Source organism: Larkinella insperata (genome assembly GCF_026248825.1).
Classification (GTDB): Bacteria; Bacteroidota; Bacteroidia; order Cytophagales; family Spirosomataceae; genus Larkinella; species Larkinella insperata.
The window spans coordinates 1,867,883-1,888,737 of record NZ_CP110973.1; the positions used below are offsets into that span (position 1 = coordinate 1,867,883).

The 20,855-nt window shown below is 50.5% G+C and carries 20 protein-coding genes and 1 pseudogene; 11 read left to right on the plus strand and 10 right to left on the minus strand.

Going from position 1 to position 20,855, the window contains the following annotated elements; all coding sequences use genetic code 11:
• The first annotated feature begins 21 nt into the window (after positions 1–21).
• Both OQ371_RS26320 and OQ371_RS07640 read left to right on the plus strand, forming a co-directional pair.
• The gene (locus OQ371_RS26320) at positions 22–825 is read left to right on the plus strand and encodes a mechanosensitive ion channel family protein (protein ID WP_310586622.1); all 804 of its coding nucleotides are present in this window, start codon (positions 22–24) and stop codon (positions 823–825) included.
• 52 nt (positions 826–877) lie between these two features.
• Positions 878–1,774 (plus strand): DUF3078 domain-containing protein, encoded by an 897-nt coding sequence (locus OQ371_RS07640; RefSeq protein ID WP_265993198.1) that lies wholly within the window; start codon positions 878–880, stop codon positions 1,772–1,774.
• 147 nt (positions 1,775–1,921) lie between these two features.
• On the opposite strand, the gene OQ371_RS07645 is transcribed toward OQ371_RS07640, so the two are convergent.
• Entirely contained in the window at positions 1,922–2,704 is a 783-nt protein-coding gene (locus tag OQ371_RS07645) for a response regulator (protein WP_265993199.1), read from the minus strand.
• Between the two features lie 228 nt (positions 2,705–2,932).
• On the opposite strand from OQ371_RS07645, the gene OQ371_RS07650 reads away from it, so the two are divergent.
• Together OQ371_RS07650 and OQ371_RS07655 are read left to right on the plus strand one after the other, a co-directional pair.
• Positions 2,933–3,304 (plus strand): LytR/AlgR family response regulator transcription factor, encoded by a 372-nt coding sequence (locus OQ371_RS07650; protein ID WP_265994279.1) that lies wholly within the window; start codon positions 2,933–2,935, stop codon positions 3,302–3,304.
• 73 nt (positions 3,305–3,377) lie between these two features.
• Positions 3,378–3,734: a LytTR family DNA-binding domain-containing protein gene (locus OQ371_RS07655; protein ID WP_265993200.1), complete on the plus strand. Its 357-nt coding sequence runs from the start codon at positions 3,378–3,380 to the stop codon at positions 3,732–3,734.
• 101 nt (positions 3,735–3,835) lie between these two features.
• Here the strand turns inward: OQ371_RS07655 and OQ371_RS07660 are convergent, their stop codons facing one another.
• A complete protein-coding gene (locus tag OQ371_RS07660; protein ID WP_265993201.1) occupies positions 3,836–4,774 on the minus strand; it encodes a DUF8428 domain-containing protein in 939 nt (312 codons plus the stop codon).
• Between the two features lie 304 nt (positions 4,775–5,078).
• Here OQ371_RS07660 and OQ371_RS07665 point away from each other — a divergent pair, with 304 nt between their 5' ends.
• The 3 genes from OQ371_RS07665 to OQ371_RS07675 all read left to right on the plus strand — a co-directional run bounded on the left by OQ371_RS07665 (position 5,079) and on the right by OQ371_RS07675 (position 8,374).
• Positions 5,079–5,909 (plus strand): Fpg/Nei family DNA glycosylase, encoded by an 831-nt coding sequence (locus tag OQ371_RS07665; protein ID WP_265993202.1) that lies wholly within the window; start codon positions 5,079–5,081, stop codon positions 5,907–5,909.
• Positions 5,910–6,081: 172 nt separating this feature from the next.
• Positions 6,082–7,227 (plus strand): acyltransferase family protein, encoded by a 1,146-nt coding sequence (locus OQ371_RS07670; protein ID WP_265994280.1) that lies wholly within the window; start codon positions 6,082–6,084, stop codon positions 7,225–7,227.
• A 28-nt stretch (positions 7,228–7,255) separates the two neighbouring features.
• Positions 7,256–8,374, plus strand: a complete 1,119-nt coding sequence (locus OQ371_RS07675; RefSeq protein WP_265993203.1) for a glycoside hydrolase family 18 protein — start codon at positions 7,256–7,258, stop codon at positions 8,372–8,374.
• A gap of 3 nt (positions 8,375–8,377) precedes the next feature.
• On the opposite strand, the gene OQ371_RS07680 is transcribed toward OQ371_RS07675, so the two are convergent.
• Positions 8,378–9,070: a class I SAM-dependent methyltransferase gene (locus OQ371_RS07680; protein ID WP_265993204.1), complete on the minus strand. Its 693-nt coding sequence runs from the start codon at positions 9,068–9,070 to the stop codon at positions 8,378–8,380.
• A gap of 222 nt (positions 9,071–9,292) precedes the next feature.
• Positions 9,293–10,549, minus strand: a pseudogene (locus tag OQ371_RS07685) (TCR/Tet family MFS transporter); the annotation flags it as partial.
• A 112-nt stretch (positions 10,550–10,661) separates the two neighbouring features.
• Here OQ371_RS07685 and OQ371_RS07690 point away from each other — a divergent pair.
• The gene (locus OQ371_RS07690) at positions 10,662–11,528 is read left to right on the plus strand and encodes an aldose 1-epimerase family protein (protein ID WP_265993205.1); all 867 of its coding nucleotides are present in this window, start codon (positions 10,662–10,664) and stop codon (positions 11,526–11,528) included.
• A 56-nt stretch (positions 11,529–11,584) separates the two neighbouring features.
• Here OQ371_RS07690 and OQ371_RS07695 read toward each other — a convergent pair whose 3' ends face one another.
• The 3 genes from OQ371_RS07695 to OQ371_RS07705 all read right to left on the minus strand — a co-directional run bounded on the left by OQ371_RS07695 (position 11,585) and on the right by OQ371_RS07705 (position 15,040).
• Positions 11,585–12,424, minus strand: a complete 840-nt coding sequence (locus OQ371_RS07695) for an OmpA/MotB family protein (protein WP_265993206.1) — start codon at positions 12,422–12,424, stop codon at positions 11,585–11,587.
• Positions 12,425–12,589: 165 nt separating this feature from the next.
• Positions 12,590–13,786 (minus strand): L-2-hydroxyglutarate dehydrogenase, encoded by a 1,197-nt coding sequence (gene lhgD, locus OQ371_RS07700; protein ID WP_265993207.1) that lies wholly within the window; start codon positions 13,784–13,786, stop codon positions 12,590–12,592.
• Positions 13,787–13,840: 54 nt separating this feature from the next.
• Positions 13,841–15,040 (minus strand): anhydro-N-acetylmuramic acid kinase, encoded by a 1,200-nt coding sequence (locus OQ371_RS07705; RefSeq protein ID WP_265993208.1) that lies wholly within the window; start codon positions 15,038–15,040, stop codon positions 13,841–13,843.
• A gap of 82 nt (positions 15,041–15,122) precedes the next feature.
• Here OQ371_RS07705 and OQ371_RS07710 point away from each other — a divergent pair, with 82 nt between their 5' ends.
• The 3 genes from OQ371_RS07710 (at position 15,123) to OQ371_RS07720 (ending at position 18,306) form a co-directional block, all read left to right on the plus strand.
• A complete protein-coding gene (locus tag OQ371_RS07710) occupies positions 15,123–16,001 on the plus strand; it encodes a fructosamine kinase family protein (protein ID WP_265993209.1) in 879 nt (292 codons plus the stop codon).
• Positions 16,002–16,105: 104 nt separating this feature from the next.
• Complete coding sequence (locus OQ371_RS07715) at positions 16,106–17,461, plus strand: DEAD/DEAH box helicase (RefSeq protein ID WP_265993210.1); 1,356 nt, start codon at positions 16,106–16,108, stop codon at positions 17,459–17,461.
• Between the two features lie 242 nt (positions 17,462–17,703).
• Complete coding sequence (locus OQ371_RS07720) at positions 17,704–18,306, plus strand: tetratricopeptide repeat protein (protein ID WP_265993211.1); 603 nt, start codon at positions 17,704–17,706, stop codon at positions 18,304–18,306.
• 30 nt (positions 18,307–18,336) lie between these two features.
• Here OQ371_RS07720 and OQ371_RS07725 read toward each other — a convergent pair whose 3' ends face one another.
• From OQ371_RS07725 to OQ371_RS07735, 3 genes are all read right to left on the minus strand, one after another.
• Positions 18,337–19,059, minus strand: coding sequence for a DUF2306 domain-containing protein (locus tag OQ371_RS07725; protein ID WP_265993212.1), 723 nt, complete (start codon positions 19,057–19,059; stop codon positions 18,337–18,339).
• Between the two features lie 152 nt (positions 19,060–19,211).
• Complete coding sequence (locus OQ371_RS07730) at positions 19,212–20,108, minus strand: LytR/AlgR family response regulator transcription factor (protein WP_265993213.1); 897 nt, start codon at positions 20,106–20,108, stop codon at positions 19,212–19,214.
• A gap of 84 nt (positions 20,109–20,192) precedes the next feature.
• Positions 20,193–20,813, minus strand: coding sequence for a rhomboid family intramembrane serine protease (locus OQ371_RS07735; RefSeq protein WP_265993214.1), 621 nt, complete (start codon positions 20,811–20,813; stop codon positions 20,193–20,195).
• Between the last annotated feature and the right edge of the window lie 42 nt (positions 20,814–20,855).

A 20,855-nucleotide genomic window follows, 5' to 3' on the forward strand; every position in this document is an offset into this window, starting at 1 on the left:
AAACCTTAACTAGGTCTTCTTATGGATCGGGTGCCTGCTTTCGTCGATATCTTAATCAACACATTTACCACCCTCATTAATCAGTTCATTGATTTTGTGCCCCGCATCATCGGTGCTGCATTCATTATGGCCATTGGGTTCGGTGTAGCAAAAGCACTCGCTCTGCTCGTATCGAAGCTGCTGGATCGCGTTGGTATCAACCGAATCGGCGACCGGTTGACGGAAATTGACTTCATCAAACGGCTTAAGACCGAAATCAAGCTAAGCGATATTGTTTCTAAAGTGCTGTATTATTTTGTATTATTGATTTTTTTAATGGCTGCAACCGAAACACTTGGGGTTTCGGCCATTACGGAAATGGTCAAGTCACTGGTTGACTTTATTCCCCGGTTAATTGCTGCCGCCATTATGTTACAGGTGGGAGTATTAGTAGCCGATGCGTTGAAAGGAGCGGTTATAACGCTTTGCCAGTCGTTTAACATTGCTTCGGGCAGGCTCCTGGGTATGATTGTCTTTCTTCTTTTTGATCATTACGCTCATCAGCGCTCTGGGGCAGGCAGGCATCAATACGGAGCTTCTGGAATCAAGCTTCAACCTACTGATTGGCGGAGTCATTTTTGCTTTCGCGGTTGGCTACGGGATGGCGTCGCGGGACGTCATGGCCAACATTTTATCTTCTTTCTACAGCAGAAACCGTTTCTACGAAGGACAAGTGATTCGGATTGGCGATACCAAAGGAACAATTCTTCGGATAGATCATACGTCCCTAACCCTCCAGACCGGCGACACAACCACGATTATTCCCCTACAAAGCCTGCAGGCTAGTAACATCGAAGTTTTCAACTAATCTCTCTCCTACCAGCGGTTGCTTTACAAAATGAAAAAAGAACTTTACACCTTCTTTCTGCTCTGCCTGAGTACCGCATCGGTGGCGCAAACCCTAACGCGGCTTGATTCAATCAAGGTTGTTCCATTGGATACGGTTTACTGGAAGCGGTCAGCTCAGGTTGGGATCAACCTGAATCAAGGCTCTTTTAGCAACAACTGGAAGGGTGGCGGGGTCAACTCCGTTGCTTTGGGTGCTTTTTTCAACGCGAAATCCGATTACATGCAGCGACGCTTCAACTGGACCAGTGAAGTGCAGCTACAATACGGGATTGTGAAGAATGAAGGGCAAGACTCCCGTAAAAACGTTGACCGGATCTTTCTGGATACAAAAGTGGGATATCGATTGAACCCTGTCTGGCTGGCTTTTGGTAACATTAACTTTCTGTCGCAGTTTGCTCCGGGTTATCGGTATGAATCACTGGCGGGCGGTGGTGAACGTAGTTTGTTGATATCAAACTTTTTTGCACCGGCTTTTCTAACAGAATCCATGGGTTTGGAATACAAACCGGCGACGTATTTCAACCTGCAATTTGGTTTGGGTACAATTCGGCAGACATTCGTGCTGGATGACGCTATTGAGACTGGTGAACCGACCCGTTACGGGGTAGCGCCCGGTAAAAAGGTACGCAATGAATTTGCTTTCCAGCTTATTGCCAACTATGATCGTAACATTGCGGAAAATCTTAATCTGAAAGCCCGTTACCTGCTTTTCGCTAATTACGCTACGCTGAATGCCATTGATCACCGTCTCGATGTTTCCCTGACAGCCAAGGTTAATCGCTTTGTGAATGTTAATCTAACCGGCATCATTCTTTATGATAAGGATCAGGACGAAGCTGTTCAATACAGCCAGGGATTGGCAATCGGTTTTCTGTATGCGTTTTAAGCATCAAAAACGGCCACGCTCAGGCCGCTTATGCACCGGACTATAGGTAAAAACCACCATCACAAAAAAAATATTTTCTTTATCGGATTTTAAAATGGAGGGCAAGACTAATTGTGCTTGCTCCCAAACTATTCAACCGTCTAACGGTCACCAAATCTGAAATTGCTGAATGAAAGTCTGTTTGTATTGTCGTCCCAGCGGCACCGTATGTTTCCCGATGGTTATTTCGCGATCCGAGAAGCCTTCTACCTTTTTAATGTGAACCGCGAAAGAACGGTGAACCCGAATTAGATGTGGCTCATTCAATCGTTCTAACAATGTGCTAATTGTTAACCGTATCGCGTATTTTCGGTCATTCGTAACAATTGTTGTGTAGGCCCCATCCGCTTCCAAGAGCAGAATGTCGTTCAATAAAATTTTAACAAACTGGTAATTGTGCTTAATAAAGATGAGGTTGTCGATCCGCAATATGGTTTCGCGGGAAGGAGCATCTTTTTCCAGGATCCCGTTTAATTCGGTGCCCTCATCCTGCACAGCAACTTGCTGTTTGCTGCTAAAATTGAACAGTGCTAGCTCGATAGCAATGCGGAGATTGCTAGTGATAATGGGCTTGGTTAAATAGGCAGAAGGAAAGGTGTGTTTAGCCCGTTCCAGCGTTTTTTTGTCAGACAAAGCCGTGGTATAGATAACCGGTACTGGCCGCAAAGCCTGAATCTGGCTAATGGTTTCAATACCGTCCCAATCACCTTTCAATTGAATATCGCAAATGACCAGGTCGACTCGTTGATTTTTAAATAAGTCTAACGCCTTACGGCCGTTGTTGGCAATGCCAATTACATAATATCCTTCTTCTTCGAGTGTATCTGACAAATCCATGGCTAGAATAGCCTCGTCTTCAATCACCAGAATTTGGACTTTTTCCTTTTCCATGCAGCTCCTACAATAAGGATAAATTACCAGTTGATCGCTAACATAAAGTTAACAACTGTTCAGCATTCCAAGCGTTCCATTTCAATGCCAAAAATCAACCGTTCAGGTACCAATCTATGTCGTTAATGGCTTTTTGTCAGTCTGATATTTAAGTAAAGTATAATTTGAACAATTATTCGATAACCGATTTGCAATTAGATCTTTTATTAAGAAAATTATAGTATGTTAATGCCAATCTCCAACTCCACCGTTTCCGTAACTACTGACTCTGTACTGCAACTGTATTCCCGGGGTTCACGGCAGCATTATTTCCCAACTTCAGAACTCATCTATTTGCAGGGAGATGGTAATTATACTTGGTTACATTGGGTAAACCGTCCTTCAATAATCATGCCCAAGACATTAAAACAACTGGCAGAGATGTTACCTCCTGGTAAATTCATCCGGGTCCACCGCAACAGCATTGTGAACTGCCAGTATGTCGAGCGTCTCGAACGTTTGAAAGCCGGTTTAGGCATCATTCACCTGGTTAATGGAAGTGCGCTTCCTGTATCCCGACGCCGGTGGGAATCCATTTCTGAATTATTGGGAAACGCTTAGTCTTCCAGTGAGTACCTGTTTTTGTGGCTGTTCTATCCGTTAAATAGCTATTTTTCCACTAAAACCGCCAGTAATGCCATCTACTAAAGATAATCCTCAACAACAGAACATCATCTTGTCGGATCTACTCTTTATTTATACGGAAGGAGAGCAAAACTGGATTGTTTATCTAAACAGCAATAAACAACAGTGTGTTTCAACTTCTGATTCTCTTACGTACTGGGAGAACAGGCTACCTGATTTCTGGCGCATCAATGAGTCTTATTTAATCAATCCAGCTCTCATTTACCGATTCCACCCAGCCGAAATGCCCCATTTTCCACTGCCACTGGTTGAACTGATTACAGGGAGGACTTTGGCGATCAGCCGCCAGAAAAGGGAAGTGATTCAACAAAAGTGGAATCGACTACAACACTCACTTGTTTCCTGAGAAGGAGAACAGCATCCCGGCTCTGATCGAGAAACCGGTAACAAAAAGCGCGATATCGTTGGATATCGCGCTTTTTGTTACCGGTCAATTTAGTGTGTTAGTTACTTGATAGCAAAAGAACCTTCACCAATCCGGAAACCTTCCGAGTAAAACTCGATGGTGTATTTACCCGGCTTATAAGGCACCGTACCCCGGTTGTAGGTCAACTCCACGTTCTGGTTGTTGTTGGTGAACGGTACCGTTTGTTTAACGGTATAGATCTGCTCTTCGCCGTTAACTTGGAATGTACCAGAGCCATTTGCCATGTCTGAAACCACGGCACCCGTTGGATCCAGTACCCGAACATAAACATCCTTGTTTTCCTGCCTGGTGAGCGGGTTTTCAGGCAACATATAAACGACTTTCAGTTTGTCAACGCGTTTTGACTTCACTTCATCTTGCGTCGCGTCCCGCTGCTTGCCTTTTGAATTCAGCGCGTAAACCCGAACATTTTGGGCTTTAAGGGCAGCCGCACGGGTTACTTTGTCGGTCAAATCTCGGTTAGCAGCCGTGTAGGTTGTCACCGAATCCTGTAACGTCTGTTTCTCCGTCTGCAGGGTCGTGTTAGCGTCAGTTAACGTTTGATTGTTTGTGACTAACAACTGGTTTTCAGATCTGAGCTGTGCAATCAGTGTGTCTTTTTCAACCAGATAAGCTTCGTACTGCTTAATTTTAGCTTCGTATTTAGCGATTGAAATACGTTGGCCTTTCCGAAGCGCTGCCTTGTCACGTTCCAGACTTTCTTTTACACGCTGAAGGTCCGTAACGTCACCACCTAACTTTTTAACTTCGGCGATTTTAGCATCCAAAGCCGTCGAAATCGAATCGAGTCTTGTCCGGGTTGTCGCTAGTTCTTCTACGCGGGTAGCAATGGTTGCTTCCTGATTTTTACCAACTTCTTTTTGTTCGTAAAGCAGATAACTAGATACCCCTGCAAGAATGGTCATGATCACTAAGGCGGCTACCAGCGCGCCATTTGCTTTTGGCTTATTGTTCTCCATAACTACTTTGTGCGGTTTGATTTAATTAGACAGAAGTAAACAAAAAAAATAGGTAAATAATTGTCATTCAATCGAGTTAGGGTTGTAACAAACAACTTTCATGCGCAGTTTTAATTGGACACATTGTATCCATAACGGGCACTTTTGTAAAGTTAGTGTATCACGGAAATAATTTTTATCCAAACATCAATTTCATCAAAAACCGCTTTCATTGTCAAAAGAGCTATCAGTTATAACCTGTTTTACGTCCAAAATGTTATATATAACCTATAAATAGCTCTAGAAAGTTCCCGAATCCCAGCTTATGCCTGAATTACCCGAAGTTGAAATTTATCGTCTTTACCTGGAGTCTTCCTCATTGCATCAGCCCGTTGAAGACATCGAGGTAGAAGACCCCAAATTACTAACCACTCCATTCGCCACCCTGCAGGAAGCCCTCAAGGGACGCTGGTTTACCGGTACCGAGCGAGTTGGTAAGAACCTGTTTGTTTTCACCGATGGTCCCGATCACCCTGAACAACCGTTGATTTTACACATGCATTTCGGGATGACTGGCGATCTGGAATATTATCATTCCTCGCTCGACCGGCCCAAGTACGCCCGGATTGTTTTTCACTTCCGGAACGGGTTTAATCTGGGCTTTATCTGCCCGCGTAAATTCGAGCGAATCGGCCTGATCGATGATATACCTACTTATTTAAAGCGAAAAAAGATTGGTAAAGACGGTTTGATAATCAGCCTTTCCGAACTGGATAGCCAAATTCGGCGTAAAAAAGCCTTCATCAAACCGGTTCTGATGGATCAATCCACGGTGGCGGGTTTGGGCAACTGGATTGTCGATGAAGTGCTGTTCCAGGCCCGCGTTCATCCCGAAAAACGCACCGAGAACTTAACCGACGACGACATCAAGCGCCTGCACGACGCCATTCAACTGGTGCTGACAATTGCAATCCGCCACGAAGCGCAATACCGTGATTTTCCGATTCATTTCCTGATTCACGTTCGGGAGTGGGACAATTCTCCGTACGACGATGTGGAGGCTCATAAGTTCTGCCCCCGCTGCGGTACCCGAATCGCCAAATCCGAAGTAGGGGGCCGGACCACGTATTACTGTCCGAACGACCAACGGTTATGACAGTCGAAACTTACTTGTTGCGTCCGTAAACCTGTTGTAGTCAAATTTTTGGTAGGATACGGTCCAAGGTCCGTAGGTGGGTTGGGAAAAATTGCCTTTCTTGCAAATTCCTAACCCGAATACCACCTTGGCTACCGTACTTCCTGAGTTCCGCGCGGGTCGATTGATGTCGATGGACGCGTACCGCGGTTTTGTTATGTTTCTGATGACCGCCGAAATCCTGCATTACGGCCGGATTTCGGAAGCTCTGCCCGATAGCGCCTTCTGGCGTTTCATGGCGCATCATCAGGACCACGTTGAATGGTTTGGCTGCACCCTGCACGATCTGATTCAACCGTCATTTTCTTTTCTGGTGGGCGTTGCTCTCCCCTATTCCATCGCCAGTCGGCAGTCCAGAGAATCCTCCTTTGGTTCGATGTTCCTCCAAACGCTTCGCCGGTCGCTAATCCTGATTTTGCTCGGCATCGCCCTGCGTTCGGTAGGGCGCGAACAAACCAATTTTACGTTTGAGGATACCTTAACCCAAATTGGCTTGGGATACCCATTTTTGTTTCTGCTGGGTTTTCGGCCCACGCGCACGGTCTGGATTGCGCTGGCGGTAATTTTGGTCGGCTACTGGCTGGCCTTTGTACTCTATCCGCTGCCCGGACCCGGTTTTTCTTACGAAGCCGTGGGGGTTCCCGCCGACTGGCCCTACCACCGAACCGGCCTAGCAGCCCATTTCAACAAAAACAGCAACCTGGCTTGGGCCTTTGATACGTGGTTTCTGAACTTGTTTCCGCGCGCCAAACCTTTTCTGTACAACGGCGGGGGCTACGCGACCCTGAGTTTCATCCCGACGCTGGGCACAATGATTTTGGGTTTGCAGGCCGGTCGCTGGTTGCGCGCCGAATTACCGTCTTCCGAACTGCTCAAGCGCTTTCTGATTGCCGGAGCGATTGGCTTAGCAACCGGCTGGCTCCTGACCGTTACCGGAATCTGTCCTTCCATCAAACGCATCTGGACACCCGGATGGGTACTCTTCAGCGGAGGCTGGTGCTTCCTGCTGCTGGCGGCTTTCTACTACCTGATTGATGTGCGGCAATCGCGGGGTTGGGCGTTTCCCCTCGTGGTCATTGGTATGAACTCCATTGCTATTTACTGCCTGGTTCACCTCATCGACCGTTTTATCATCGACACCTTCAAGACGCATCTGGGGCAGACGATCTTTGAGCGGTTCGGACCGTATGAACCCTTGGCGAGTGGCGGAGCGGCTCTGCTGGTTTTCTGGCTGATTTTGTACTGGATGTACAAAAAGAAAATCTTTATTCGGGTGTAGGGTTTACAGCCGTTTGCTTTCATCAACTATGATCAGAAACTGTTTTCAATTGTTGCTTTTCGTCGCCGTTCCCGTCTTTCTGGGCATGACGTTCAAGAAAACGCCCAAACCCATTGTCCTGGCCTACGTAGGCGGTTTTCGTGGTCTGGTCGACACCGATCAGATCATGGCGGAAAAACTAACGCACATCAATTATGCGTTTGTGGATATCAAAAACAACCGGGCCTGGCTGCACAACCTGGCAACCGATACCACCAACTTTCGAAAGCTGAACAGTTTGAAAAAGCGCAATCCGGATCTAAAAATTCTGATTTCAATCGGCGGCTGGGCGTGGAGCGAAAACTTTTCCGACGCCGTTCTGAGCGATACCTCACGGCTGTCTTTCGCCCGGTCGGCGGCCGATATTGTGCGGCACTATGATCTGGACGGGGTTGATATTGACTGGGAGTACCCCGGCATGAAAGGCGAAGACAATGTGTTCCGGCCCGAAGACAAGGAGAATTTCACCCTGATGTTCAAGGCACTGCGCGAACAACTGGATGCGCTAAAACAACAAACCGGAAAAAAGTACTTCGTTACGACGGCGTTACCCGGTTTTAACGAAATTTTTGTGCACACGGAAATGGGGAAATTGCACCCGTATCTTGATTTCGTCAACGTCATGTCGTACGATTTTTACGTCAATGGCCCGCGGGTCGGCCATCACACGAACCTGTACCCGGGCAGCGGAGCCGAAAATGAGCCGTCGGGCGACCGGGCCGTTCAGCTTTACCGGGATGCGGGCGTGCCGGTGGAGAAACTGGTGCTGGGCCTGGCATTTTACGGGCGTGGCTGGCAGCTCGCCAATGACAACCACGAAGATGCGCCCCGCCAGGCGGTAAAAACCAACCGTGTCGGCGGCTACACCGTCATCAAAGACAGTTTGCTGACCAACCCCGCTTTTGTGCGTTACTGGGACCGCAAAGCCAAAGCACCGTACCTCTACCAGCCGGAGCAGAAGTTTTTTATCTCCTACGACGACGAGGAATCGGTACGGTACAAATGCCGGTATGCTCGTAAAAAAGGGATGGCGGGCGTAATGTTCTGGGAGTATTTCAACGACCCCAAAGGCTACCTGCTCACCGAGATCAACCGCCAGTTTCGGTAAATCTTACGAAAACTCGTAAAAACGGCGATCGGCAGCCTCCTCCAGCGATGCGTAGGATGCGTTGTGTAGCTTCCGCATCATAAAGCCGTGTTCTTTCAGGTAGTCCAGGTTGAGTTTCTTCATCAGACGGTGATGCGGTACGGTCGGACTCTCAACGTGCTGGACCCGGTAGTTTGGGAAGTAACCGTATACTTCCCCGGGCGTAATGCTGAACGGGGCCGCGTTCATTTCCGGCGCGTATTCCAGCGTTGTCAGAAAGTACTGAGTGCCGGGCAGAGTCAGTTCTTCCATTTTTTGCAGGTACTCCACCCGCATGGGAAGCGGTAACGCCACCAGTGAAGCACGGTCGTAAACGAGGTCAATCTCGCCGACTTCCCCGGGCGTCAGTGCGAACAAATCCTTGCAAAAGATGGTCAGATTGTTCGAAATATACCGCTCCCCAACTTTTTCATAGGCAAGCTGGTTTTCCGCAAAAAACTGCAGAATAATGCTTTCGTTCTGCTCCACTCCCACGACGCGTTCCGCAAATTGACTGAAATACACCAGGTCGAGCGATCGGCCGCACAAGGGCACCAGAATCGACTTTTCCATCAACGCAAACGGCGTCAGGTGTTTCAATACGTACGGGTGAACGTCCTGGCGGTGAAAGCGGGTGTTCGAACGACCCCACGAATCTGCCCAGACTTGCTTCTCCATTAGTACTTGTTGTTGTTCTTTGTTGTTCAGTAGTGTTGTTGTTGTGTCTTTCGACGCTACAAAGTTGGCAGATCAAACCGCGTTTTGGTAGAGTGAATGTACGGTTTCTGCAAAACACGTAGTTTTACGCAATGGGTACGTACCGATCCCAGCCGGCTCTTTTCGGACGGTCTGAATGGCTAAATGGCTCCTGAAACGGACGGAATCTGGCAAGGAAAGCCTTTACTGACCGGATGTGGAGTTTTCCGGTTCGGCAACAACCGCGGGCGCAGCACCCAATGTTCTGGCTACGAGAAAAAAGCTGACCAGCGTCAAAACCGCGCTCATGAGAAAAGGCGCGCCCGGAAAGTACACCGGCGCTTCGGGCTTGGTAAAATACGCAAACAGGTTTGTCATCAGCAACGGCCCCACAATAGAGGTCATACTCGCCAGGCTGGTCAAAGCGCCCTGCAATTCCCCCTGTTCGTTCGGCGGCACCTGCGTTGAGATCAGGCTCTGCACGGCCGGACCCGCCAAACCGCCCATCGAATACGGTATCATAAACGCAAACATCATCCAGCCCTGACTGGCGAAGGCAAATAAGACAAAACCAAGGGCCGAACACGCCAGACCGGTGAAAACCGCCTTCTTCTGGCCCAGTTTTGGAATGGCCACCCGGATGACGCCCCCTTGTACGATGGCGACCGTCAAACCGATAAACCCGAGCGAGTACCCCACCCAGGCTTCGTTCCAGTGGAATTTTTCGATGGTGTAGTACGTCCAGACCGACTGGGGTGCCTGACCCGCAATGTACAGTAAAACCATGGTACCGATCAGGCCGACAATAGCCGGGTAGCGCTTCAGGCGAGCCAGCGAGCCAATCGGATTCGCCCGCGTCCAGTCGAACGGACGGCGGTATTCCTGCGAAAGCGATTCCGGCAGAATGAAATAGCCGTAGATGAAGTTCAGCAAAGACAACCCGGCGGCAATCATAAAAGGCACGCGGCTGCCGTACTGACTAAAAATACCGCCGATGATGGGCCCGACAATAAAGCCCAGACCGAACGCTGCGCCCACCAGCCCGAAATTCTGCGCCCGTTTTTCCGGCGGACTGACGTCGGCAATGTAAGCGGACGCGGTGGTAAAGCTTGCTCCGCAGATACCGGCAATAAACCGCGCCACAAACAGCCAGGCAATGGTTGGGGCAAACGAACAAAAAATATAGTCGAGTCCCAGACCAAACAGGGAAATCAGCAGGATGGGCCGACGGCCAAACCGGTCGCTCAAACCGCCCAGAATGGGTGAAAAGATGAATTGCATGATGGCGTAGGAGAATGTAAGCCATCCACCGTACTGCGAAGCTTCACTGATGCCACCACCGGTTAGTTCCTCGATAAGCCGGGGAACAATCGGAGCAATAACCCCAATTCCTGTACAGTCAATCAGAATCGTAATGAAGATGAACGTCAGTGCCTGATTGCGTTGTGGAGCCATGCGGTAAAATTTTGCCCAAAGTTACGGCTTTCTGCCCATTTTTGTCTTCATTACCCGATATTCCACCAGCAACAGGATTTTATTCATTCGGGTATCTGAACCCCGGAATTAAACCATTATGACAACACTCGAAAATGATCTTCTGAAAGTAAGCATCCGGCCGAAAGGGGCCGAACTAACTTCCCTTTATAATAAGCAAACCGGTACGGAACACCTTTGGCAGGCTGACCCGGCAGTTTGGGCCTGGCACGCGCCGAATCTGTTTCCGATAGTGGGCGGCACCCTCGACAACCAGATTACCGTCGAGGGCAAAACTTACCCGATGGAGCGGCACGGTTTTGCCCGGCAATCGGAGTTTACGCTGGTTGAAGCCACTCCCACCAAGGCGGTATTTTCCCTTCAGGCCAACGAAAAAACGCTGGCGGCTTATCCCTATCAGTTTGAATTTCAGATTGAATACCAGATTACCAGCCAGGTTCTGACGATTATTTACCGCGTGATTAACCAGGAAGCAAAACCGCTGTATTTCTCGGTGGGCGCACACCCGGCTTTTGCGGTTCCGTTCTCACCGGACGAAAAGTACGAAGACTATTACCTGGAATTTCAGAAGGAGGAAGATCTGGAGCGGCATTTGTTATCGCCCAAAGGCTATTTCACGGGCGAGACGGAGCCGGTTCTGACCGTTGAAAAGCAGTTGCCACTCACCACCGATTTGTTTGACCGGGATGCGCTGGTGTTCAAAAATCTGGATTCGCGGAGTGTCACAATCCGGAGCCGTCATCACGACCGGGCTGTCACCGTTAGTTTTCCGGCCTTTCCGTACCTGGGAATCTGGGCCAAACCCGGGGCATCGTTTGTCTGCATCGAGCCCTGGCTGGGGTATGCCGACCGCGACGGGACGCCCGTTCCTTTTGAAGAAAAAGAAGCCATTCAGCACGTGGAACCGAACGGTTTCTTTGAAACGGGTTTCACGATTGGCGTCTAAATAAAAAAGCCGGCGATGAAAATTCATCGCCGGCTTTTTGGAAAAGTCGAAACAGGTTAACGCTGCTCGGTCAGCAGGTTGAAAAACTCGTCCAGTTTCGGCAGCAGAACGATTTCGGTCCGGCGGTTAGCCTGACGGCCTGAATCGCTCGTATTGTCTTCTTTCGGGATAAATTCACCGCGACCGCCAGCCGTCAGACGTGACGGGGCAACGCCGAATTCCGATTGCAGTACCCGAACCACCGAAGTAGCCCGCATAACGCTCAGATCCCAGTTGTCTTTCAGGAATTGAGTCGAGATCGGGTAGATATCCGTGTGGCCTTCTACCAGAACATCCAGGTTGCGGTGGTCGTTGATTACCTGCGCCACTTTACCCAATACCGTGCTGGCTTGTTTGTTCAGGTTGTAGCTGGCCGAAGGGAACAGCAGTTTATCCGAGATTGACACGTACACAACGCCTTTTTTCACTTCCACTTGCACATCGCTGTCGTTGATGTCAGACAGGGAGCGCTTCAGGTTTTTCACCAGCAACAGGTTGATCGAATCTCTGCGTTGGGCTGACGAAGACACGTTTGACAGCGTCTCCAGCGATTTACGAATGCTTTCAGCACCGGCTTTGCTCACGATCGACAAATCGGCCATCCGGTCCAGCAGGTTCGTGTTGGTTTTTTTCATGTAATCCAACTGGCCTTGCAGATCGGCAATCTGGCTCGCTTTGCTTTGGAGTTCGGTGTCTTTTGAATTCAGGGAGGTTTGTAGCTCGGCTGATTTTCTGCTACAGTCGGCCAAATCCAGTTTTACTTTGTCGTGCACGGTCTGCAATTCAGCTAAACGCTTCTTGCTCGAACACGATGAAATAGCAGTTACGAGGGCAATAGCAAACAGGATATTTTTCATGTGACTAGTTAGGAGTAATAAAAATATTTTGGGTTTAAAAGCTTAAGCTCTGCAAGTTACAAAGCATTATAGCAAGGTAGCAAATATAATATTGTATTATTTTAATTTTTAAGCCTTTTCTAATTAATTGGTCAGCATTCTAAGACTTTTCTAATTTCAGAAACTTCAGAACCGGCTGAGGGCCTTTTGCGACACCGTTAAACCAATTGATAGCGAAGAGGTTGCCGCCGGAGAAGGCGCGTTACAGACGTTGATCGCCCGCTCGGTTTCTAGGATGGCGAAGTCGTCGAGCAAACCGCCCGTCCGGTCGCAGGCCTGAGCGCGCACCCCGGAGCCTCCCTCGATCAAATCGTCTTCCTGAATCGCCGGAATCAACTCCTGCAGGGCTTTTGTAAAAGCCGCTTTGGAGAACGAACGGTACATTTCGCCCAGACCGGTCTGCCAGTATTTGGCGGCCACTTTCTGAAAACCCGGCCAGCTCAGCGTCTCGTACATTTCCTTCAGGTTAACGTCCGATTTCCGGTAGCCCTCGCGCTCAAACGCCAGCACGGCGTTGGGTCCGGCTTCGATGCCCCCGCGCATCATGCGGGTGAAGTGCACCCCCAAAAACGGAAAGTTCGGATCAGGAACCGGATAAATCAGGTTGCGCACCAGGTACTGCTTCTCGGGCCGGATTTTGTAATATTCACCCCGGAACGGAACAATTCGTAAATCAAGCGCCTGACGTTGGGTAAGCTGCGCCATCTTGTCGGAATAAAGCCCGGCGCAGTTGATAACCAGTTTGGTTTCGTACGTATTCCGATCGGTCACAACCACCGACAGCGTATTGCCGGGCGTAATCTGGGTTACCTTTTCACCCAGCCGGATTTCTCCGCCCAGCTCGCGGAATTTCTGGGCGTACTTCTCACAGACCTGGACGTAATCGATGATACCCGTCTGCGGAACCCACATGCCCTCGACTCCCCGCACGTGCGGTTCGATCTCGTTCATTTGCGCCTGGGTCAGCTTTTTCAGCCCTTCCAGCCCGTTCTGCTGACCGCGTTCGTACAAATTATTCAGCAGCGGCACTTCTTCCGGTTTCGTCGCCACCACGATCTTGCCGCAAAGTTCGTAGGGAACCTGCTCCTGCTCGCAGAACTCGATCAGCATCCAGTAGCCGCGGATGCAGTTGGTTGCCTTCAAACTGCCCGGCTTGTAGTATAGCCCGGAATGGATTACCCCGCTGTTATGACCGGTCTGGTGGGCCGCCACCCGGTTTTCTTTTTCCAGTACGGTTACCGAAAGGCCGGGCCGCTGGCGCTTGATTTGCAAAGCCGTTGCCAGCCCAACAATCCCCCCCCCGATTACAACAATATCATTCATAACTTATTCGGTTTCGAATTGCATCGCGGATTAATAACGTTCCGCGTCCTGATTTTAATCTGGAAAAGAAATTTTTCCCATCGACACCGTCGGTACGCCCTGCCGGTTGCCGAAGGAGGTGTGACCGCCCGCGACGGCTTCGTTGGCCAAAACCGCAAACAGCACGGCTTCCTTGGCGTCACCGGATATACCCAGTTCATCGGTATTGGCGAAACGGAGACCGGGCAGAAGCTCCTGAATGGCCCTGATCAGCACAGGGTTGTGCATCCCGCCCCCGCTCCGGTAAACCGTATAATCGTCGCCTGGCCGGATCACTCTCTGAATGGCTTCGGCAATGGTTTCGGCGCTGAAACGGGTCAGCGTTGCGATCAGATCTTCGGCGGATAAGGTATCGACGGTCTGGCTGCGCTGCCGGGCCTGTTCGACGTACAACGTGCTAAACAGTTCCGGCCCCGTTGTTTTGGGGAAGGGAGCCTGAAAAAAGGAATCCTGTTTTAATTGGTGCAGCAATTCCTGATTTACCGTGCCGCGGCCGGCAATCTGGCCGTTGGCGTCGTAGGGTTGACCGAAAAGCTGGCGCGTAAAGGCGTCGATGAGCGTGTTGCCCGGGCCGGTATCGGTGGTAAACACTTCTTCGGCGTTCAGGTTGCCGGGCAAGTACGTAAAATTGGCGATCCCGCCCATGTTGAGCATCAGGCGGTTTTCCCCGGGCTGCGAGAAAATAAAATAATCGCCGTAGACCGCCAGCGGAGCGCCCTCGCCCCCTTTGGCGATGTGTTTCTGGCGAAAATCGCTCAGGGTCGTGATGCCCGTTGTGACGGCCACATGATCTCCGTCGCCGATCTGGAGCGTTGCGTTCGGAAACTGATCAAGCCGGTGCTGACTTTTGGGGGCGTGAAAAACCGTTTGCCCGTGGCTGGCAACGAGGTCAACATCGGTGGTTTTCAGGTCCCAGCGGTTCAGGCAATCCACGACCATCCGACCGTGAATCCGTCCAATCCAGGCGTTGAGCAAACACAGATGTTGAAAATCAATTTCTTTTTTGGCAAAAACTTTCCTTATTTCCGCCTTCAGGTCGTCGGTGTACGCGACGGTCTCAAAATGGGTTAGCGATACATGTGTTTGTGGCCCGCTACCCCGAATGCGGCACAGCGCCACGTCCAGACCGTCCATCGAGGTGCCGGACATCAGTCCGATGATCCGGCGCTCCGGGCGTTGCGCCAGTTCATAAAGGTGTTGTATTTGGGAGTTCATAGCGGATTAGGTTGGCAAAAGTACCAACTGTAAACTGTAAATCGAAACGGGGGACCACGACAACAGAAAACCGTAAACAGCGATGTGGCTGGGAGAAGAACAGTTTGACTTTTTTGAAGGGGTATTTTTCCAGACGCTGGGCCGGTCGGTCGAAGTGCTGGAAGCCCGGTTTCTGGCGGGTGGCAATATCAATACGGCCGCCCAGGTATTTTCGTCGGAAGGCTTGTATTTCGTCAAGTGGAATCCGGAAGACAATACGGACATGTTTTCCTGCGAAGCCCGCGGGCTGGAACTCCTGCGTTCGACCGAAGCCCTTTACATCCCGGAAGTGATCGGGCACGGCAAATACCGCGACAAGGCGTATCTGGTGCTGGAATACATTGATCCGGTCGTACCAAAAACCGATTACTGGGAATCATTCGGCCAGTCGCTGGCGTTGTTACATTCACACACCCAATCGAAATTCGGACTCAACTTTGATAATTACATCGGATCACTGCCGCAACGCAACGAATTAACAGACAACGGCGTTGCTTTTTACATCGAGCAGCGTTTTCAGCCGCTGGCCGGAATGGCGCTTTACAAGGGACTTCTTTCGAAAGAATTATACGATAAGTTTCAAAAATTGTATCAGCGGCTGCCGGATTTGTTACCGGCGGAACGACCGGCTCTGCTGCACGGCGATTTGTGGTCCGGCAATGTGATGGTCAACGAAAACGGCGACGTAGCCCTCATCGATCCGGCGGTCCACTACGGTCTGCGCGAAGCCGAGCTGGCTTTTACAAAGCTCTTCGGTGGTTTTGATGAACGGTTCTACGATGCCTACGACGAAGCGTTTCCGCTGGAAGACGGTTTTGAGGAGCGCGTTGCGATTTACAACCTGTATCCGTTGCTGGTTCATCTGAATTTGTTTGGAACGGGTTACCTCAGTGGGATTGAGCGGGTGTTGAAACAGTTTTAACGGTCTGAACCGACGTAACCGTGCCTCAGCAGTTGGCTGGCATTGGGAAGGAAAGCAGCCCGGCGGCTCCATGATCCTTCGTACCTCAGTTCGGACGACATAGTATGGAAATCAAATCATTCGAAGAATTTAAGCTCAACCGGCAACTGTTGAATGCCATTGAAGAAGCTGGCTATGAGCAGCCTACCCCCATCCAGCAGCAGGCCATTCCGCTGGCGATGGCGGGGCACGACGTGCTGGGGATTGCGCAAACGGGTACGGGCAAAACGGCCGCTTACCTCCTGCCGCTCCTGATGAAAATCAAATACGCGCAGGGGCAACATCCGCGGGTGCTGATTCTGGCGCCAACGCGCGAGCTGGTCATGCAAATTGACAAGGCCATGACCGAACTGGCCAAATACACCGATATCCGCCACCTGCCTATCTACGGCGGTATTGGCCCCAAAGCCCAGATTGAAGCCATTCAGAAGGGCGTGGATATCCTGGTGGCAACCCCCGGACGGTTTACGGACATCTATCAGCGGGGCGAAATCGTGGTGAAGCACCTGAACACCATGGTGATGGACGAAGCCGACAAAATGATGGACATGGGCTTTATGCCGCAGATCCGGAAAATCCTGGAGGTGATTCCGGTTAAACGGCAGAATATGCTGTTTTCGGCCACGTTTCCGGCAAAAGTAGAAGAACTGTCGTACGAGTTTCTGGAATTTCCGATGCGGGTTGAGGTGACGCCCCAGGCATCGACCGCCGACATGGTGACGCAAAAGCTCTATGCCGTTCCCAACTTCCGGACCAAGCTCAATCTGCTGGTGTATCTGCTGAGCGACGAAGCCACCAGCCGGGTTATCATCTTCACGCGTTCCAAGGAAACCGCCGACAACATTTACAAATTTCTGGCCCGCAAAGTCGTTGCCGACGACCGCATCCGTGTCTTACACGCTAATAAAGGCCAGAATACCCGCATTAACGCGATGGAAGCCTTCAAGGAAGGAAATATCCGCGTGCTGGTTACGACCGACGTAACGGCGCGGGGTATCGACGTTAATGAAGTCAGTCACGTGATTAATTTCGACGTTCCGCTTATTTACGAGGATTACGTACACCGCATCGGCCGAACGGGCCGCGCCAACCGCAGTGGGGAAGCCGTCACGTTCATGACGATTGCGGAAGAATACCACATCCGGAAAATTGAGAAAATCATTCGGATGGAAATTCCGCGCGAAGTCATTCCAGAAGCCGTTCCGATTACCGAAACACCGTTTGAGGAACAACAGGATTATCTGCGGGAAATCGACAACCAGCGGAAGAAAGAAGATCCGACTTTCAAAGGCGCCTTTCACGAGAAGAAGAACGTTCCCGCCAGAGGACGAAGCGGCCCCGCGGGCGGACGGTCAACCAAAAGCCCGGCAGCCCGCAGCAACAAACCGAAATCCGGACCAGGCCGTCGCCGGAGGACGTAACCGTTTTTTGGTTTTTTGTACTAAATTGAATGTCCCAGCGTTCTATATGGGTTAGTACGTCGAAACGTCACATGAATAATCGGACAAAAGCAATACGGTTTTTCGGTCTTCTGCTTTGCCTTCCACTGGGCGTTTTTGCTCAGCCTACCCAATTGGTCAGCTCAGCCCGAAAAGTTGAAGCGGGTGTAAATGACACGGTGGCTGAAGTAGCTAAGGAGGTCAACCACGCTACTATAAACCCCATGACGGCCCCTTTGTTTGGTGAACAGGGGAAATCGACCGCCCACATTTCCTGGGAGGTTCGCTTTTTGAGCGAATGCGACCAGAACTTTGCAAATCGTACCGAAGCCAGCCAGTTTTTTTCAAGCCGTGCCTGGGAGTATTTAACCGAAGGACAGCTGGATACGGCGGCTTACCGCTTTAACTTAGCCTGGCTCCTGAATGACAAAAATGCCGATCCCTACTGGGGACTGGGCGTAATCTGTTACCAGCAGAACAAAACCGCTGAATCGATCCGGCTGCTGAAAAAAGGGCTGGAAGTGGCGGATACCAACGCCGTTCTGATGACTGATCTGGCAACGGTTGAATTGAAGCACTACAAAGAAACCAAAGACAAGGAACTGCTCGAAGACGCTCTCCTTGTGCTCAACAAGGCGCTGCAATACGATATGACAAACGCCAACACGTTCATGCGTCTGTCGTGGGCAACTTTCGCCAAAGGTGATTATACCGCATCCTGGGAAAATCTGCACAAAGCCCGTTCGCTGGACTTGTCAGCGGTTGATCTGGCTTTTGTTCAGGAACTCCGGGAGAAAATGGCCGACCCCAAAGGATTTTTCAAATAAGCACCCAGCGAGTTCAGCCCGTGGGTCTGTTTAGGCCATAACCGTTTCCGGTCTTGCAGCCTTTCCACCAGCCTTTTCTTTGTAGTACCGAATGGTTCGGCCAATCAGCATCCCACCGATGATGCCCGGCAGGGTCCAGGCGGCTATATCAACCAGATAATGATGATGAGGCAGATAGCGGGTGTTTACCGTAGCAAAAGCCGTTGCCGTTGCGATGTATGACCCCGACATGCGGGAAATGTGCCCGTAAAACCACTCCATTTTGCCATTTCGGGCTGCTTCCGGATTATGAATCAACCTGACATCGTAGCGGGCGTTGCTGAACAGAATACCCGCAAAGAAAAAGTACAGCAATCCGAACATCGACAGGTTCCCGGTGTTCATCCAGCCAATCACCGCCTGCACACCCAAACCCGCCATCATCAGCGACGACCCCAGCGCCAGATAAGCCGCCACCCGATCGGTCAGCGTCAACCGATTCTGCGTTTTTTTGAGCCGCAAAATCCGGCGGCCCGTAAAGCAGAAGTAAAAACTCAGAATGGCAATAAACAGCAGAAACAGGGTACTCGGTTTGAAAAAAACCAGGTAAACAGCCGTCAGGCAGACCGTGGCCATGCACCAGTAAAACAGAAGTCCGGCTAGTTTGTGCAACCGGGTTCCCTTTTTCGCAAGCATGGGCACCAGCCCGACCAGCAAAGCCAGAAATCCGGCGGCAATGTGAACGATGAGTGTAATTTTCAACAGCAGATTCATGGCAGAAAAGCGTTTGGTTGTGTTCGAGTTGTTGCAACAAACCTACGCCGTGCTCAAAAATACGTCAAATTAAAGGGGTGGTTAACAGCTCTTTGGGATGTTCGTCAACCGGTGGGACCAATGACAAAGCCGCCGGGACGTTTGGCAAAGGGTCAGGCCAGGGATTTCAGTCGGGCCACGAGCGTATCGTTGTATTTACGGGCTACCGGAATCTGAAACGTCCCATTTTGCAGGTGGAGTTTGTAGCCCTGCGCGTTGCCCGTCACCTTCTCGACCCGCTCCAGATTGACAATATACGACCGGTGACACCGGACGATCGTGTTCTGTCCAGTTGTTGGATCGGTATCCTGATTAAGCTGACTCTCCAGCCGGCTGAGGCTGCTGCGGAGTAAAACTTTTGCGGGCTGCGCTTCTTTCAGATACACCACCGTTGAATAATTGTCGCTGGATTCGACGTATAGCAGGTCAGCGGGCGGCAGGATAAGGCTGTCTTTTTCGTTCTCGGCGGTTAACGCCATCAAAGCCCGTTGTTCAACCGTTGCGGTGACAGTTGTTTCCGGATGATCACGAACCGGAATTTCGCGGGCTGATTCACTGTATTTCTTAAGCCGAACGATGTAATTAACCACCACGGAAGCCGCGGCCGGAAAAATACCGATCAGAAAGGTTACAATGAGGGTTCCGGCCAAGTCGGGGCCGTGAATGGAATTGCCAATCAGCCACTGCAGGTAGAAGTAGTTGGTCAGCCCAATCAGGGTGATGAGAATGGTAATCCAGAGGATTTCCCGCCCGACGGTCCAGTTTTCGCTGCTGAAGTGTCTCGGTAACAGCACCGGTGTAACCAGATAGAGGAAAGCCGTTATCAGAAAAGTGATCAGTCCAAAACCCAGGACTTTAGCGGCTTTGTAGGGTGTTTGCCAATTGTTTAAACCAAACGGTTGAAAAATCAGCAGGAACAAGCCAACAAAAAGGCCAATCCAGAACGCCTTGACCCACCGCCGACGCACTACATCTTCACAAGGATAAGGTTGACGGAGCAACTGCCACATAAAACGGATAAAGCTGTAAGACCAGAGCGTAACGACAAAATCAGAGAATCTGCGGCCTCCTGTTCAATCTCATTGATCTACCCATTAGAACAACTTCCAGCCGGAAATCTGCTGCACAAAGCTGGGAAAGACGGGCGGATAGAGCAGCACGACGACCAGCACACCGAAAATCGCGCCGAACAAGTGCGCATCGTGGTTGATATTACCGCGCCCACGCCGGGACTCGTAGAAGGAGTAACCCATGTAAAGGGCGCCAAAAATAAACCCAGGAATGGGAATAACTCCCATGATCAGGATTTTTTCGGTCGGGAAAAACATGATGGCCCCAAACAACAGGGCCGATACTCCACCCGACGCCCCCAGGGAATTGTAATTTGAGCGGTCGCGCTGCCGAATTAACGTCGGAACGTCTGAAACAACGATTGAGACCAGGTAGAAAGCCAGCAGGTAGATCGACCCGTTCGGACCAAACAGCGCCCCAAAAACCTGTTCAATCAGCGTCCCGAAAAAGTAGAGCGTGAACATGTTGAAAATCAAATGCCCTAGATCAGCGTGCACAAAGCCCGAGGTCAGCAACCGGTACCATTGCCCCTTCCGGAGTACTTTTTGCGGATTCAGCACCAGGCCGTCCAGAAAGGCTTCGTTTTGCCAGCCATAAATGGTAACAAGCACGGTAATGACGATGATGGCAAGCGTAACAGGCATAGGTAGTTTGAATGTAGTTGGTCGGTGTGAATGAATAAGGGC